This window comes from Phenylobacterium sp., from assembly GCF_036263695.1.
Taxonomy (GTDB): domain Bacteria; phylum Pseudomonadota; class Alphaproteobacteria; order Caulobacterales; family Caulobacteraceae; genus Phenylobacterium.
Window position 1 is genome coordinate 1 of sequence record NZ_DATAGM010000154.1, and the last position, 14,563, is coordinate 14,563.

Annotated in this window: 17 protein-coding genes; 7 read left to right on the forward strand and 10 right to left on the reverse strand. The window is 69.8% G+C overall.

Translation table 11 applies throughout. From position 1 onward, the window contains the following. Positions 1 to 3 precede the first annotated feature (3 nt). From VHK87_RS06280 to VHK87_RS06290, 3 genes are all read right to left on the reverse strand, one after another. Positions 4 to 360, reverse strand: coding sequence for a hypothetical protein (locus VHK87_RS06280; protein WP_329634043.1), 357 nt, complete (start codon positions 358 to 360; stop codon positions 4 to 6). Positions 361 to 493: 133 nt separating this feature from the next. After that, complete coding sequence (locus VHK87_RS06285; RefSeq protein WP_329634044.1) at positions 494 to 1,285, reverse strand: class I SAM-dependent methyltransferase; 792 nt, start codon at positions 1,283 to 1,285, stop codon at positions 494 to 496. A 98-nt stretch (positions 1,286 to 1,383) separates the two neighbouring features. After that, complete coding sequence (locus VHK87_RS06290; protein ID WP_329634045.1) at positions 1,384 to 2,526, reverse strand: DJ-1/PfpI family protein; 1,143 nt, start codon at positions 2,524 to 2,526, stop codon at positions 1,384 to 1,386. Between the two features lie 88 nt (positions 2,527 to 2,614). On the opposite strand from VHK87_RS06290, the gene VHK87_RS06295 reads away from it, so the two are divergent. Both VHK87_RS06295 and VHK87_RS06300 read left to right on the forward strand, forming a co-directional pair. Then, entirely contained in the window at positions 2,615 to 3,580 is a 966-nt protein-coding gene (locus tag VHK87_RS06295; protein ID WP_329634046.1) for a GlxA family transcriptional regulator, read from the forward strand. Between the two features lie 317 nt (positions 3,581 to 3,897). Then, on the forward strand, positions 3,898 to 4,398 hold the full coding sequence (locus tag VHK87_RS06300) for a GNAT family N-acetyltransferase (RefSeq protein WP_329634047.1): 501 nt from the start codon (positions 3,898 to 3,900) through the stop codon (positions 4,396 to 4,398). A 4-nt stretch (positions 4,399 to 4,402) separates the two neighbouring features. Here VHK87_RS06300 and VHK87_RS06305 read toward each other — a convergent pair whose 3' ends face one another. Together VHK87_RS06305 and coaD are read right to left on the reverse strand one after the other, a co-directional pair. Next, the gene (locus VHK87_RS06305) at positions 4,403 to 4,798 is read right to left on the reverse strand and encodes a VOC family protein (RefSeq protein WP_329634048.1); all 396 of its coding nucleotides are present in this window, start codon (positions 4,796 to 4,798) and stop codon (positions 4,403 to 4,405) included. Between the two features lie 159 nt (positions 4,799 to 4,957). Beyond that, positions 4,958 to 5,494: a pantetheine-phosphate adenylyltransferase gene (coaD, locus tag VHK87_RS06310; protein ID WP_329634049.1), complete on the reverse strand. Its 537-nt coding sequence runs from the start codon at positions 5,492 to 5,494 to the stop codon at positions 4,958 to 4,960. 155 nt (positions 5,495 to 5,649) lie between these two features. On the opposite strand from coaD, the gene VHK87_RS06315 reads away from it, so the two are divergent. Together VHK87_RS06315 and VHK87_RS06320 are read left to right on the forward strand one after the other, a co-directional pair. Next, positions 5,650 to 6,051: a response regulator gene (locus tag VHK87_RS06315; RefSeq protein WP_329634050.1), complete on the forward strand. Its 402-nt coding sequence runs from the start codon at positions 5,650 to 5,652 to the stop codon at positions 6,049 to 6,051. 97 nt (positions 6,052 to 6,148) lie between these two features. Continuing rightward, complete coding sequence (locus VHK87_RS06320; protein WP_329634051.1) at positions 6,149 to 6,454, forward strand: hypothetical protein; 306 nt, start codon at positions 6,149 to 6,151, stop codon at positions 6,452 to 6,454. On the opposite strand, the gene VHK87_RS06325 is transcribed toward VHK87_RS06320, so the two are convergent. Next, complete coding sequence (locus VHK87_RS06325) at positions 6,451 to 7,017, reverse strand: sigma-70 family RNA polymerase sigma factor (RefSeq protein ID WP_329634052.1); 567 nt, start codon at positions 7,015 to 7,017, stop codon at positions 6,451 to 6,453. The two genes, VHK87_RS06320 and VHK87_RS06325, sit on opposite strands and share 4 nt — an antisense overlap. Before the next feature lie 95 nt (positions 7,018 to 7,112). On the opposite strand from VHK87_RS06325, the gene VHK87_RS06330 reads away from it, so the two are divergent. From VHK87_RS06330 to VHK87_RS06340, 3 genes are all read left to right on the forward strand, one after another. Beyond that, on the forward strand, positions 7,113 to 7,364 hold the full coding sequence (locus VHK87_RS06330) for a hypothetical protein (protein ID WP_329634053.1): 252 nt from the start codon (positions 7,113 to 7,115) through the stop codon (positions 7,362 to 7,364). 468 nt (positions 7,365 to 7,832) lie between these two features. Next, positions 7,833 to 8,051, forward strand: coding sequence for a hypothetical protein (locus VHK87_RS06335; RefSeq protein WP_329634054.1), 219 nt, complete (start codon positions 7,833 to 7,835; stop codon positions 8,049 to 8,051). 90 nt (positions 8,052 to 8,141) lie between these two features. Further along, entirely contained in the window at positions 8,142 to 8,357 is a 216-nt protein-coding gene (locus tag VHK87_RS06340; protein WP_329634055.1) for a hypothetical protein, read from the forward strand. On the opposite strand, the gene VHK87_RS06345 is transcribed toward VHK87_RS06340, so the two are convergent. The 4 genes from VHK87_RS06345 to VHK87_RS06360 all read right to left on the reverse strand — a co-directional run. Continuing rightward, positions 8,354 to 9,682, reverse strand: coding sequence for an MFS transporter (locus tag VHK87_RS06345; RefSeq protein ID WP_329634056.1), 1,329 nt, complete (start codon positions 9,680 to 9,682; stop codon positions 8,354 to 8,356). The two genes, VHK87_RS06340 and VHK87_RS06345, sit on opposite strands and share 4 nt — an antisense overlap. 114 nt (positions 9,683 to 9,796) lie before the next feature. Then, complete coding sequence (locus VHK87_RS06350) at positions 9,797 to 10,543, reverse strand: class I SAM-dependent methyltransferase (RefSeq protein ID WP_329634057.1); 747 nt, start codon at positions 10,541 to 10,543, stop codon at positions 9,797 to 9,799. Between the two features lie 208 nt (positions 10,544 to 10,751). Continuing rightward, positions 10,752 to 13,388, reverse strand: a complete 2,637-nt coding sequence (locus VHK87_RS06355; RefSeq protein WP_329634058.1) for a GAF domain-containing hybrid sensor histidine kinase/response regulator — start codon at positions 13,386 to 13,388, stop codon at positions 10,752 to 10,754. A gap of 104 nt (positions 13,389 to 13,492) precedes the next feature. Continuing rightward, positions 13,493 to 14,563, reverse strand: a 1,071-nt coding sequence (locus VHK87_RS06360; protein WP_329634059.1) for a PAS domain S-box protein, incomplete at its 5' end; no start/stop codon positions are given.

A 14,563-nucleotide genomic window follows, 5' to 3' on the forward strand; every position in this document is an offset into this window, starting at 1 on the left:
CGCCTACTTCTTCAGCATCGCCTGGATTTCGGCCTGGGTGGCGTTGATCACCGCGGCCCCGTCCTGGACCGCCAGGGCGGCGGTGTCGACGGCGAAGGTGTCGGCGCCCATCTTGATCGTCGCCGTGGCCTTGCCGGAGGCGTCGGGTTTCACCTCGGCCACCTGGCCGATCACCGCGCCGGTCTTGTCCTTCACGGACTGCCCAGCGGCGACGTCTGCGGCGGCGGCGGACGCCGTGGCCTTTCCGGCGGCCGCCGGCGCGGCGGCTTCGGCGGTAGCGGAGCTCGGAGCGGCCTGGGCGAGGGCTGCGGCGGGCGCCGCCATGGCGAAGGCGGCCAGCAGGGGCAGGATCGAACGCATTCGGGTAGTCCTTTCGGGCTTCGCCCCCCGGCCAGGCCCGCACCTGTAAGCCCCAATGCGACCCCCGCGGGGCGCCCGCTGGGCCGAAATCGGGCCGGGGCCAGTCCCCGCGACGACGGGCGCCCGGGCTGGGTCAGCGCCGCCGCGCCGCGATCCGGAACAGCGGCTGGCGCACCACGATGGGACCGGCCGAATGCAGCTCCCGGAGCCGCTCGCGCGCCGCGGCCATCGAGAACTCGGGGTAAACGAACGGGACGTTCTTCAGGTACCAGGCCAGCGCACCCACGTCGGCGAAGGTCATGACCTCCGCGCCCGCTTCGCCCTCCTCGACCACCAGCCCCGCCGCCTCCAGTTGCCCGACGGCGAACTCGAGGGTCCAGGCGACAGGGTCCTTCGGCGGCTCCACGCCGAACAGCCGGTAGAGATCGTCCGAGGCCCCCGAGCCCACCTGCTGCGTCAGGAAGCGGCCGCCGGGAGCCAGCACCCGCCGCACCTCAGTCGGGAGATACGCCTCGTGGCGAGCGGTGATTAGCTGGAAGCGGGCGTCGTCGAACGGCAGCGCGCCGCCCTCGCCGCATTCGGTCTGCTCGACGTTGGGCGCCGCCGGCTCCACCTCGAACACCGCCACGCCGAGCGGCTCCAGCCGCCGACGCGCCACCAAAACGTTCGGGGGCCACCCCTCTACCGCAACTGTACGTGCGGGCCGGTGCGGCAGGCGTGCGAGCCACTCTCCGCCGCCAGTCCCCATGTCCAGCAGGTCCGGGGAACACTCAGCGACACTGGCCACCTGCTGGCTGAAGTCCCATGGGCGTTCGGACGTGATCCTTCCGTCGAGCGTGAGGTCCCATCCGACGAGTGGCCGCCGCTCCGCCTCCGCGATCAACGCATCGAATGTCGCCACAGACGTCCCCATCCCACCGCTCATCTCCGTGAAGGCGGGGACCCATGCTGGATCTGTGCTCGCCGGGACGCAACTTGGGTTCCTGCCTTCCCGGGAATGAGCGGTTTGGGGGGGGGCCGAGCCTAGTCGGCCCAGCGCTTTGGATACTCCAGCTGCATCGCCACCACATTGGCGGTGCGGGGACCGTAGCGGTCCGCGATCGCCTCGAGGGTGGCGTCAAGCGCCTGGCTCGGCGGGCGGTTCCAGAGGGCGGGGGGCAGGCGCTCGCCGTCCCAGCCGGCGCTGGCCCGGTCAGGCAGGATGCGCAGGCCGCTGCGGCTGGTCACCGGGCCGTCGGCCAGGGTCACCGCCTTCGAGCGATAGGTGCGCGACCAGGAGTCCGCCGCCAGCGCCAGGGCCACCTCGTCCACGCCCGGGTCGATCTCCATCCCCAGCGTCTCCTGCCGCCAGAAAGCCGCCCGGTTGCCTACGACGGTCAGGGCGAAGGGGCGGTTGAAGCGGAAGGCGCCGCTGTCGTGCCGGGCGTCCCAGGCGGTCACGCCGAGCTCGCGGGCCACCGCTTCGGCCTTGGGGCGCCCGGCGATGGCTTCGATCAGCGTCAGGGTCATCGGCATGGAGGCGGTGATGCCCGTCGTCGTCGCGACCCCGCGGTCGACCACATAGCGCCGGTCGGGCGCATAGCGGATCGCCGGCCGCTCCTTCAGCATGGGCCGCAGGGACCACCAGTGGGTCGTCGCCCGCCGCCCGTCGAGCAGCCCGGCCTCGGCCACCACCGTTGCGCCGACGCAGACGCCGACGATGGTCGCCCCCTTGGCCGCCTGGCTGCGGATGAAGGCCAGCACCTTGGGATCGTCGTCCCGCATCATCGCCGGCACGATCAGATAGTCGGCCCCGTCCGGATGCTGCGCCTCGAACTCGGCGATGGTCGCGTCCGCCTCCACCCGCAGCGCCGGGTAGAGGTTCACCGGCCCCGGCTCGGTGGACAGCGCCACCACGTCGGCCACATCGGCGCGGCGCAGGACGCCGTAGGGCATCAGATAGTCAGTAACCTCGGTGCGGTCGTTGATCCCGACGATGGCCACCAGCGGCCGGGCCCGCTTCGGCGGCTTCAGGGCCGCCAGCGTCGCCGCCGTCTCCTCGGCCGGGATCGCCGCGGGCTGAGCGATTCGCGGCGCCGGCGGCAGGGATGCGCACCAGGCCCCGCCGGCGCCGGCGAACACCGCCAGCACGCCAAGCCCCAGCCACACTCCCATCCGCCTACGCATCTCTCGCCGCTCCGCTTTCCATGTCTCGGCGGACGGGGTAACTCAGGGCTCCTCTGTCAGAAACGACGTAAATCGGGCGTTTCCTGCCATGCCTCGGGCGATCTCCGTCATCATCTTTCCGGGCTTTCAGCTGATGGACGCCGCCGGACCCGTCGCCGCCTTCGAAATCGCCGACCGCCTCCGCCCCGGCAGCTATACGCTGACCCTGCTGGCCCCCGGCGGTGGCCAGGTCGCGAGCTCCTCGGGCCTGTCCCTGCTCGCCGCCCCCCTCGAGGACGGGCGCTTCGACACGGTTATGGTCTCCGGCGGCGACGCCGCCCGCTCGCTGCCCGCCGCCCGCGAGATTGTCGGCTGGCTGCAGCGCACGGACGCCCGCCGCATCGCCAGCGTCTGCTCGGGCGCCTTCCTGCTCGCCGAGGCTGGGCTGCTGGACGGGCGGCGCGCCACCACCCACTGGGCTAGCGGCGACGACTTCTCCCGCCGCTATCCGAAGGTGAAGCTGGAGGCCGAGCGGATCTTCATCCGCGACGGCGACGTCTGGACCTCGGCCGGCATCTCCGCCGGCGTCGACTTGGCGCTGGCCCTGATCGAGGACGACCTCGGCCCCGAGGTCGCCCGCCGCACCGCCCAGCAGCTCGTCGTCCACCACCGCCGCCCCGGCGGCCAGTCGCAGTTCTCCGCCCTGGTGGAGCTCGGCGGCCGCACCGGCCGCTTCGAGCCGCTGATCGCCTGGATGCGCGAGCACATCGCCGAGCCGCTGACCGTCGAGCGCCTCGCCGACCGGGCGGCCATGAGCCCGCGCCACTTCGCCCGCGCCTTCGCGGCCGAGACCGGGACGACGCCGGCCAAGGCCGTCGAACGCCTTCGCCTGGAGGTCGCCCGCGTCGCCGTCGAGACCAGTCACGCCTCGCTCGACCGGATCGCCGAGACCGCCGGCTTCGGCGAGCCGGGCCGCATGCGCCGGGCTTTCCTGCGCGCCTTCGGCCACCCACCCCAGGCCCTGCGCCGCGCCGCCCGCAGCGCCCGTTCACCAGTTCCGGCGCCGGCTCCTTAACCGAAAGCCCGGCAGGCTCGGCGTCTGATCGAGGGACAGATGCCGCCCGGCCAGATCGTCCAGCTCCCGCGACTTCGCGAGCGCCCCAGTCGGGTCGCGCAGCTGCAGCGCCGCTTCGCCCGGGCGAGGCGCCGGGGCTTCTCCCCTCGCCTGGTCAAGGCGCTGCAACTCCTCTACGCCGCCATCTGCATCGGAATCGTCGCAGTCTCTCTCGCGGTCATCGCGGGCCTGAGAGCGCCCTAGCGGCGGCGACGCTGGACACGCCCACCCCGATGCGGCCTTCCTCGAGAAGAGGAGGAGGCAGCCAGGTGGAAGACATGCCGCAACATCCGAACGCCGCGCCCGTCCTCGTGCGCAATGCGGTCGCCGCCGATGTCCCGGCGCTCGGGCGGCTAGGGGCCCTGCTCGTCGCCTCGCACCATGAGTTCGACGCCATGCGCTTCTTCCCCGCCGAGGCCGGGACCGAGCGCGGCTACGGACGCTTCCTCGCCGGCCAGATCGGCCAGGAAGACGCCGTCCTTCTGGTCGCCGACGACGCTGGTCAGGTGGTGGGCTACGCATACGGCCGGCTCGAGGGGACCGACTTCATGGCCCTGCGCGGTCCGGCCGGGATGCTGCACGACCTGATCGTCGATCCGGCCGTGCGCCGGCGGCGCGTCGGCCAGACGCTGCTGGAAGCGGCGCTCGCCGCCCTCGCCGACCTGGGCGCGCCGCGGGTTGTGCTCTCCACCGCCGCGAAGAATGCGGCCGCGCAGGCCATGTTCGCCCGCGCCGGCTTCCGCCCCACGATGATCGAGATGACCCGCGAGGTCCCTTAGGGATTCAGCGCTGCACGAGCTGCGTCAGCACTCCTCCGGTCTCGGACGGGTGCACGAACACCTGGCCCTTGATGGGATTGCCCTCGCCCGGATCGCCCACCAGCCGCACCCCCTTGCCGCGCAGCTCGGCCACCGTCCTCTCCAGGTCGTCCACGTGCATCGCGACCAGGTGGACGCCCTCGCCTTTGTCCGCCAGCCGCTTGGCGATGGGGCCCTTGTCGTCAATGTTCGACACCAGCTCGACGAATGACTCGGGGAAGCGGAAGAAGGCCATCTTCATCCCCGCCGCCGGCGCCTCGCGCCGCTCGCTGACCGGCGTCCCGAAGATGGTCTCGTAGCGGCCCACCGCCGCGTCCAGATCCTTCACCGCGATCACCACGTGATCCACACCCTTGAACATCGGCGTCCCTCTTTGTTGCTTGGCCGACAGAGGTACCAGCGCGGCGAGCGGGCCACCAACAGCGAATGCCGCGGCCGCGCCCCTCGGCGGCTTGATCGCTCAAAGCAATGTTCCAATTCTGATCCACTCCTCTCCCGCTGCGCGGGAAAGGAATGAGCCCTACCCCCTCCGCGCCGCGAACGCCTTCTCGACGCTGGGCATCACCAGCCAGCCGATGCCTTCGCCCATGGCGTCCAGCTCCTTGGCCATGCTGGAGGAGACGTGCAGGAACTGGGCCTCGCAGATGAAGTGGACCATGGGGATAGAGGGGTCGATCCGCTCGGCGACGCCGTGCAGCCGGAATTCCTCGCCGAAATCGCTGGCCTCGCGCAGGCCGCGCACGATGTGGCTCGCGCCGATCTGGCGCGCATAGGCGATCAGGCTCTGGTTGGTGTACTCGCCGACCCCGAGGGCGCCGTCGAACAGCGCTCCGCCGGACGCCGCCTGCGCCTGCGGCCACTGCTCGACGACCGACGCCACGATCAGCCGCTGGCTCTCCTCGACGCTGAAGGTGCGCACCTTTCGCACGTTGGTGCCGATCGCGACGTGCACCGCATCGAAGGTCTTCAGCGCCTTGCCGATGATGTCCAGGTGCCCGCGGGTGATCGGGTCGAACGAGCCGGCGTAGAGCGCCTTGGTCCTTGCGGCCTTACGCATGCGAAGCCCCCACGCCACCTGGCGCCTGCGCAAGGTTTCCGACAGCCCGGCCTCGGTTGCAAGGCCGCCCACAGCTTCCGCCTATAGCCGCGCTTGCATCTGCGTCGGGAAGCCTACACAACCGCATCGCCCTACGGACCCGGTCTGAGGTAGGCATGTCGGACGCAGTGCGAATCTCCAACCCTGTCATGCGCGTGCTCGTCGTCGAGGACGAACGCGAGGCCTGCGAGCTGATCTCCGAGTTCCTGCACCTCGAGGGCCTGGAGCCGCACTGCGTCACCAACGATCGCGACGCCTATGCGGCGCTGAAGGGCCAGGCGCCCTTCAGCTGCATGATCGTCGATGTGAACCTCGGGACCGGCACCACCGGCTACGACGTCGCCCGCTACGCCCGCCAGATCGATCCCCAGCTGCCCGTGATCTACGTCAGCGGCCAGACCTCCAGCCGTTCCATCGACGCCTACGGCGTGCCCGGCGCGCTCTTCGTCGAAAAGCCCTTCCTCGGCCCCCAGCTGGTCGAGCAGGTCCGCAAGCTGATCGGCGACAACGACGACTGAGGCGGTCGCCAGCCCATCGCGGGCGACAGGCGATGCAACCTGAACGGGGATGGCCGGTTCAATCGCTGGGCGGGCGGTTGCTGCCGAGGTGATACGTTTGACCGAGCCCCACCCCCGCGGTGCGCCCGCCCGCCCGCTGGACGCCCCGACCCTGCAGGCCCGCATCGAGCACCTGCGGCAGGAGGCGCAGGCGCTGGCCTGCGACGAAGTCGAGGCCCTGCGCGCCACCCTCGCCGCCGCCGTCCAGCAGGCTCAGGCGATCAGCGACGGGGGCGATGTCTTCCCTGTGGGCATCCGCGAGCAGGCCCGGCGCCTGAGCGAGGAGATTCCCAACGTCTCCAACACCCTGCTCGCCCTGCTCGACCGCCACCTGCGCCCGAGCCCCCCGCGCCGGCTCAGCTAGGCCGCGCTCACGCAGTCGAACCGCTGGCCCGCCGCTGTCGGGTCCAACGCGGTGGCGAGCTCGTCCCGCGCCCGCTTCACCCGGCTCTTCACGGTGTTCACCGGGCAGTCGAGGACCTGGGCCGCCTGCTCGTAGCTGAGCCCGGCGGCGACGATCAGCAGCAGCGCCTCGCGGGCGTGCGGCTTCAGCCGATCTAGCGCGGCCAGCATGTCCTGGTAGCGCAGACGCCACTCCTGCTCTGGCTCGCTAGACAGCCCGGCCGTGTGGTGGCCGTCCGGATCGCCCACGAACCGCCGCGCCACGTAGAACCGCGACTTGGCCGAGTTGCGCAGGATGGTGAAGACCCAGGCCTTGAAGTTGGTGCCAGGCTGGAAGCGGGTGCGCGCCTGCCAAGCCTTCAGCAGCGTCTCCTGCACAAGGTCGTCGGCCTCGGCTGCGGACTTCATGAGCCCGAACGCCACGCCCCGCAGCGACGGGGTGAGCGCAATCAACTCGCGGGAGAACTCTTCCCGCTGGAACCCGTCGTCGCGGACGGCGCTTGGAAATAGTGGGACGCTGGGCAAGGACTCGCTCGCGAACGGCTGCGCTTGATCCAACGGTCAAGCCGCCCGCACGTTCCCCCCGCCAAACTGCACATTTACTTGCGACGATACGCCGCTTGACCCGCGCCTTGGCGGCGCGCCGAGTCTCGGCATCGCCGGGGGGCGCATTGCCAGAGTACCGGATTTATTACGAACGGTCGTCCGGCCGCCTGGAGGCGGGCGGCCGCTTCACGTGCGTCACCGATGACGAGGCTCTCGAGCGGCTCGCGTCCGCGAAGGACCTGCCGGCCGCCGGCGAGGTGGAGCTGTGGACCGGCGGGCGGCTCGTCGCGCGCGTCCCCGCCGACCGCTTGCGGCGCGAGCGATAGACGGCGCGGCGTTAACCCTCTGATCGGCAAGGGATGCTATCGAGCCTGGGCCGCAGGCGCCCTGTTCAAATCCAGCCCTCTGCAAGCTGCCGAGAACTCCGGCGTCTGCGGCGCTTCTCAATCCTCGTTGCGGAACGATCGCGGCTCGGCCCGCGCGCTGACCCTCGTGGCATCCGCCTTGGCGGCGGGCCGAAGCGCCTTCCCGGCCTTCTCCGCCAGGTCCCATGCGGCCTCGGGCGAGCCGGCGGTGGCGATCACCTCGCCCCCAGAACAGACGCCCCACTTCCCGCCAACCGGCACGACAACAAATAACATTTGATTCACCTGAGGGTCGGCTAACGCGCTTGCACCCCGGGTGGTTCATGCGGCCCAGCTTGCCCGCAGATTGCGCCCCCAAGCGGTCCGCGCAGGGTCACCTTTCCGACACTTGGGCCGGCACACTGTGCGCCTCAGCCACAGGAGATGCGGATGACCAGCCAAGTCCACTATGGCGTCGTTAAGCAGGATGGCGCCTGGACCATCATCGGGCGGCGCCTGCGGGTCGGCCGCTACGAGCGGCGCAGCAGCGCCATCAGCGCCGCTCGCCGGCTGGCGCTCCGCTCGGCCGGACTGCCCGTCCAGCTCCACATCCAGTCACTCACGGGCGAGCTGCTCCCGCCAGTCCAAGTCGTGCCGGAGCCGACGTGAGGGCGCGGCAAGCTGCACCTTGAACCCGGGCCGGGTTTGCGGCGTATGGGAAGCGGGTTGGCGCCCGTCGTGACCAGAAGCTGAGCCTCCATGACCCGTCAGGCCTATCCCGGCCTCGCCAACCCGGATTCCGAGTTCGAGAAGCTGCGCCCCCTCGTCGCCGAGTTGCGCCGGATGCAGACGCGTTGCCGCCCATTCGGCGCCGACTACCACGCCATCGCCGTCGCCCTGAACGGCCTGGAGACCGCCGCCTTCCACTTCACCCGGCGTCCGCACTACTTCGCTGACGGCGGGCGCCAGAGCTAGGCGGCCGCCGCGTTCGGCTCCTCGCCCTCCGTGGCGTAGGCCCGCGACAGCTGGCGATAGTATTTCGAGTTGAAGGCCACGATGGTGGCCAGCACGCCGAACACGCCTGCCAGGGTGAAGACCAGGGCGATGCCCCGCTCCGGACCGCGCCCGAACCAGTCGCCGATCGCATCGGCGCCGGCCCCGTCGGTCATCAGCGGGATGAACACGAACTGGGCCAGCGGGCCGATCAGGAAGGCGGTCAGCGGCGAGGCCGCCTGCTCCACCGCCTGGGCGAAGCCGAACACCCGCCCCTGCCGCTCGTAGGGCACCACCTTCTGCAAGGTGGTGTGCTCGGCCGCCTCTGCGTAGGGGCCCAGCAGCATCCAGATGAAGCAGCCCCCCACCAGCAGCACGATGGACGACTGGAGGGTGAACACGCAGCAGACGCCCCAGGCGATCAGGTTGACGATCATCAGCGTGCGCAGCGGGTTCTTCCCCAGCCCCGTGCGGGCGATGACGATCCCGCTCAGGATGAATGCGATGGAGATGAAGCCCCACAACAGCCCCCAGGTCTGCACCGCCACCAGGGACAGCCCGTAGGCGTCCATCAGCGCCATGAAGATGCCGCCCAGGAAGTTGTTGAAGGTGGCGAACAGGATCAGCGCGAAGAGGCCCGGCACGGCCGCGACGACGGCGATGGTCCCGGCAATGTCGATGCGCCGCGGCTCGGCCGGCGCATCGGGATGGGCCTGCGCGCGCCCCTCGTCGATCCGCACCGGCGCCAGGTGGAGGAAAGCCAGCGCCGTGAACGCCAGCGCGAACGCCAGGGTCGCGGTCATCCCGCCCCAGGCCACCAAGAAGCCGCTGATCACCGAGGTGGTCAGGAAGCCGATGCCGCTGACCATCCCCACCAGCCCGTTAGCCCGGTCGCGCCGCTCCTCCGGCACCAGCAAGGTCACCAGGGTCGGCAGGGCGATGCTGCGGATGTTGCCGGCGATCACCGCCAGCATCACCACGCCGATGAACAGCCACAGCCACACGGCCGAGACGTCCCGCATCGCCCCCTCCGGCGCGGCCAGCAGCAGCGCCAGCGAGGCGCCGTAAAGCACCAGCGACACCACGCTCGAGCCCAGCATCACCAGCTTCTTGCGGTGATGGTCCACCAGGGACCCGAACCACATGGCGAACCCCGCCGTCAGCACCAGGTAGACGCCCGCGATCATCCCCGTGGCGAACACCGACCGGGTCTCCAGGTAGACCCAGAAGGTCAGCGCGAACCAAACCGTGAAGTTGGTGATGTTGGCCACCAGGTTGTTGGCCAGCAGATGATGGAACGGGCTCATTCGCTGCGCGCCTCTACGCGCGGCGGCAGCCCGCGCCGGCCGATGGGAAAGTGGATCCTAGCAGAGCTAAGAGCGATGCGGGCCCGTGCAAGCCCCTCCATTGCCCCCTTCCCCCTAGCCGCCCGCCTTCCCGAACATCCGCTGCACCCACGAGCCCTCCGCCGGCTTGCGCGCCCAGACTTCGTCCTGCCAGTGCGGGACGATCTCGCCCCGGCCCCAGCGGCCCTGAGAAACCCGGAAACCCTCCAGGCCCGCCTTCCGGTACGCCTGCCGCAGATAGGCCTCCTCGTAGCCGATCGCAGCCTCTGGAACCTTCGGATTGGCCACACGGCAGCCGGAGCCGTCGGGCAAGGTGAACGGCAATGGCGGTTGCGCGCGCCCATTCTCCAGGCTCGCGCGCGCTTCCTCGTCGATTACGAAGTAGGTGGCGATCACCTGGCCGCCGGGACGCAGCACGCGGGAGATCTCGCGCAGATAGTTGTTGGTGGCGGCCGGCAGCAGGTGGGTGAACACCGAGCCCAGGAACACCAGGTCGATCGAGCGGCTGGCGATCGGAAACCGGTACTTCTCCGGCTTGTGCCTGCCCTCGGGGTTGTAGCGGGCGCTGTACAGGTCGGCGTGGTGGAAGTGGAAATTCGGGTAGTCCGAATAGGCTCCCCGGCACCAGTCGATCACCTCGGCGCCGATGTCCATGCCGTGATAGCTGCCCTCCGCCGACAGGTAGCCGACCAGCGCGCGCGGGATCTTCCCGCAGCCGCAGCCCACATCCAGCACGTGGCCGTCGCGCGGCAACCCGGCGGCCTGCACGAACATGCCGTTCACCGTGTCGTCGCCCATGGTGATCCAGGTGGCGCGGTCCATCCCGCCGGAATGTTCCTGGATCAGCGCATCGGTGGGATCAGCCGATCCGGATCCGCGGCCACGCCTTGAAGCCCTACGCTCATCGCCTGTCCCCTTGTGTCGGGGCACACGCTAGCATGGGACCTGCGCCCGTCTGCAAGCTCAGGGCGGCGCCTCCTCAGAAGAAGCCCTCCTCCACGTAGGCCGCCGCCGCGTCCGTGCAGCGGTCCTAAGGCTGCTCGATCATCCCTCGAATGCGGGCCGCCAGGGTTTGGACCGGGAACGGCTTCGTGATCAGCGCCATGCCCTCCTCCAGGAAGCCGCGGCTAACGGCAGCGTTCTCGGCGTAGCCGGTCATGAACAGCACCTTCAGCTGCGGCCGCACCTGCCGGGCCGCGTCCGCCAGCTGCCGCCCGTTGAGCCCCGGCAGCCCCACGTCGGTCACCAGGAGGTCGAGCCGGGGCAGGCTTTGCACCAGCTTCAGCCCTTCGGGTCCGTCGGCGGCCTCGACGGCGTTGTACCCGAGCTCCCTCAGGACCTCGACCACCAGGTCGCGAACCGCCTGCTCGTCTTCGACCACGAGCACGACCTCGCCGTCGTGCGTGCGCAGGTCCTCGACGACATCCAGGTCGTGGACCTCCTCCTCGCCCACCTTGCCCCGGAAGCGCGGCAGATAGAGCTTGATCGTCGTTCCTTGGCCCGGCTCGCTGTAGATCTTGGCGTAGCCGTCCGACTGGCGAGCGAACCCGTAAACCATCGAGAGACCCAGCCCGGTGCCCTGCCCGATCGGCTTGGTGGTGAAGAACGGGTCGAAGGCGCGGCCGATCACGTCGGCCGACATGCCGGTCCCGGTGTCGGTCACGCAGATGCAGATGTACTGCCCCGGGCGGACCTCGCGCTGGCGCGCGGCATAGGCGCTGTCCAGGTGCGCGTTGCAGGTCTCGATCGTCAGCCGTCCGCCGTCGGGCATGGCGTCACGGGCGTTGATGGCCAGGTTGAGGATGGCGCCTTCCAGCTGATTGGCGTCGCAGCGTGTGATCCAGAGCCCCGCCGCGGTGACGATCTCCAGCGAGACAGCCTCCCCGATGGTGCGGCGCAGGAGGTCTTCCATCGAGGTGATGAGCCGATTTGCGTTCACCGGCTTCGGATCGATCGGCTGGCGGCGCGAGAACGCCAGCAGGCGGTGCGTCAGGGCCGCGGCGCGGTTCGCCGCCGTAGTGGCGGCGGTGGCGAAGCGCTCCACGTCCGCCGTCCTCCCCTGGCGGATCCGGGACTGCATCAGCTCCAGCGAGCCCAAGATCCCAGTGAGCAGATTGTTGAAGTCGTGGGCGATGCCGCCTGTCAGCTGGCCGACGGCTTCCATCTTTTGGGATTGCCGCAGCTGTTCTTCACGCTCGCGTTCCAGGGTCACGTCGCGGCCCACGGCGTAGAACACGTCGCCCTCCGGCACCGCGGTCCAGGAGACTGTGACGGGCGTCCCGTCGGCCCGCACCAGGCGGTCCTCGAACGACACGGTCGCGTCGCCACGAGAGAGGGCGGCGACCACTTCGCCGGCGCTCTGGTGATCCTCTGGGTGGATCAGCTCCACAAACGGCCGCGTGAGAAGCTCCTGGCGGCTGTATCCGAGGAGCTTCTCCCAGGCGGGGTTCACCACCTTCAGCATGCCGTCGAAGCCGGCGACGGCGAACAGGTCGCTGGACAGCTGGAATATCCGGTCCCGCTCGCGGGTCCGCTCCTCCACCTTCAGCTCCAACGTCTCGTTGAGTTCGCGCAGCGCCTCCTCGGTCGCGCGCCTGCGGGCGATCTCCGACTGCGCCGCCTGGTAGAGCCGCGCGTTGTCGATCGCCACGGCGGCCTGGCCGGCGAGGCCCAGCACCAGGGTCTCCACCGTCTCGCTGAACACGCCCCGTTCGGCGTGGCCGAAGAACAGGCCGCCGATCACCTCCCCGGAGCGCGAGATCACCGGCACCGCCAGGTAGCTGCGGACGGGCAAGTGCCCCGCCGGCATGCCTCGATGAGGCGGGTTGCGGCCGTACCTCGGGTCCTCGGTTATGTCATCGGAGCGGATGACCCCTTCGCCGTTGAAGGTCGGCGCGAACACCTCCGTCGCACGGGGATGAGGGAACTTCGAAAACGCCTCCTTGGGAGCCCCGGAGAGGCTGTAGAGCAGGAAGCTCCCGCCGGCGTCATCGATCACATTGTAGAAGAACGCTCCGAACTGCGCCCCGGTGATGTCGACGCCCGCATCCGTGACCATCTGCACGAGGCGGTCGAGATCGAGCTCGGCGGCCAGGGCCGCCCCGGTGGTGTTCAGAACCTCCAGTACGTGGGCCTGTTGCGCCGCGCGCTCCTGCTCCCGCACGGCGGCTTCCCGCGCGAGGACATTTTCGGTCGTCTCGACACAGACACAGAGCACGCCCGGGACAGCGCCGTGCTCGTCGATGATCGGGCTGTAGGAGAAGGTGAACCAGGTCCGCTCCGGGTCCCCTGACCGCGTCAGCGTGACCTCGAGGTCCTCAAAGAAGCTCTCCTGACCGGCCAGCGCCGCGTCGATAACCGGCGCGATGACCTCCTCGACCTCCGGCCACACCGAGAAGAACGGCCTCGCGAACCCGTGCGGATGGCGCTGCCCCATGATCGGGGCGTAGGCGTCGTTGTAAAGGAAGGTCCGTTCCGGGCCCCAGATGACGAACATCGGGAAGCCTGACCTCTGGATCAGGCCGACCGCGTGCCGCAGCGCCTCGGGCCAGGCTTCTGGCGGGCCGCAGCTGGTCCCCGACCAGTCCGCCCGCGCCAGGCGATCGCCGAAGGGCGCGGCCGTGCGCGCGTGAGCCGTCTCGGCCGGATTCGGCGCCGTCTCCGTCATTCCGCCCCCTGCTCCAGCGGCCCGCAGGGCCGTCGCCGGCGCCTGCACCACAGCCTAGGCAAACGTCTCTCGGGACGTTTGGTTCGCCGGCCGCGCGCGGCCGCTCAGGGCAGCTGAGACCTTGTCGATCCGCCGGCCGCTATGTCGAGCGCCACCGTCAGCCCGTCGCTCTTCCACCTGAACTGCACCGATCCGCCGAGCTGCTTGGCCAGATTGTTGATCAGTCTGGACCCGAACCCGGTCTTCGAGGGCGGGCCCGCGCGCGAGGTCCTGCTCTCGTTCCAGAAGAGCTGCAGGTCGCCCAAGGACGTGGCCTCCCAATTTACCCGCACCCGGCCCTGCGGATGGGAGAAGGCGCCGTACTTGGCGGCGTTGGTGGCCAGTTCGTGCAGGATCATGCTGAGCGGCTGGACCTGCTCGGGTCTGAGCATCAGCGGGGCGCCGGAAATTTCATAGCTGCCCGCGTGCGCGAAGGTCTCGATCTCGTCGGTCACCAGCTGCCTGAGATCCGCCCCGCGCCATGCGGACTTGGACAGCGAGGTCTGCGCACGCGCCAGCGCGCTGATGCGCCCATGCAACGCCGATTTGAAGCTCTCCAGATCCGCCGCCTGTGTGAGCTGCACCATCGATTGCGCCACGGCAAGCACGTTGCGGGCGCGATGGTCGACTTCGCGCATGAGCAGCTCGCGAGCTTCTGCATTGCGCTTCTCTTCGCTGATGTCCCGCACTTCGATGATCGTGCCGATCGTGCGGGACTCATCGTCCCGGATCGGGCTGGCGGTGAACGCGACCGGATAGAAGTGTCCGTCCTTGTGGACGAACACGTCCTCGCCCTGCTGTTGGTTGTTCTCGGGGAAAGCCCGGTCGATGGGACATTCGTGCAACGGATAGTGGCTGCCGTCGGGACGTGTGTGGTGGATCACGTCGTGCAGGGGCCGCCCTCGGGTCTCTGGCCACGTGTACCCCGTCAGGCGCTCGGCGGCGTCGTTCATGTAGGCGCAGTGCTGGCGCTCATCCATGAGGAAGATGGCGACCGTGGCGTTGTTGAGGACCGCGTTCAGCCGCCGGTTGGACTCCGCCAGCGCCGCCTCGACGCGCTTCCGCTCGGTCACGTCCAGTAGCGCCACCGACAATCCGGCCACGCGGCCGTCCGCGCCCAGGACCGGAGCGGCGCT